This window comes from Sphingobium sp. DC-2, from assembly GCF_000722555.1.
In the GTDB taxonomy this organism is placed as follows: Bacteria; Pseudomonadota; Alphaproteobacteria; order Sphingomonadales; family Sphingomonadaceae; genus Sphingobium; species Sphingobium quisquiliarum.
Genome location: NZ_JNAC01000030.1, coordinates 1 through 576, shown reverse-complemented (window position 1 = coordinate 576; position 576 = coordinate 1). Strand labels below are relative to the sequence as shown.

The following is a 576-nucleotide window of genomic DNA, read 5'->3' as shown; positions in this document are numbered from 1 at the left end:
CGCTCAAGGCAACAAGTTCGCCGAGCAGCGTTTTGTACATTGCGGCCCAATTGACGGTAGCGGGGACATCGGCGGCAGCCTGACGCCACAGATCGGCGATCCGGCGCTGCACCATAAGGATCAACTGGTCTGTGGTGGTGAACAGGCAATACCGAAGAAAGCATGCGACCTCCACGGTGCGCGCTGGCTCTTTGATCTTGGCTCCGGCTGAGGGCGGCCTGGAGACAAGTCGGCGCGCGTAGCGGCGCAAGATGAGATCGGGGATGTCTGCCAGGTGCTTATGAACGTCCAGCGTGTAAAGCAGGTCGATGCGCTCCAGTACCTCGCTGATTTGGCGGGTTGAGTGTTTCGCCGGTGCAGCCCATAGCCAACTCTGCTGGGTTTGTCCATCTGGGCGCAGCTCTGAAACTGAGGCTCGCCAGCGATCAAGTGTTGCTGGATCAACGCTGGCGGCGATGGCGGTGCCTGTTTCAACTTCAAGCTGGGCAAGTGCCGCCGCAATCAGTGTCCGAATTGCCCGCTCGTGCACGATCACCAGCTTGTTCTTGTACAGCCATTGACGCGCCCGCACGAGTA

1 pseudogene is annotated in these 576 nt (G+C 59.9%); it reads right to left on the bottom strand.

Annotated elements, in window-relative coordinates:
* Window positions 1-576 (bottom strand): annotated as a pseudogene (locus ET21_RS0105750) (Tn3 family transposase); the annotation flags it as partial.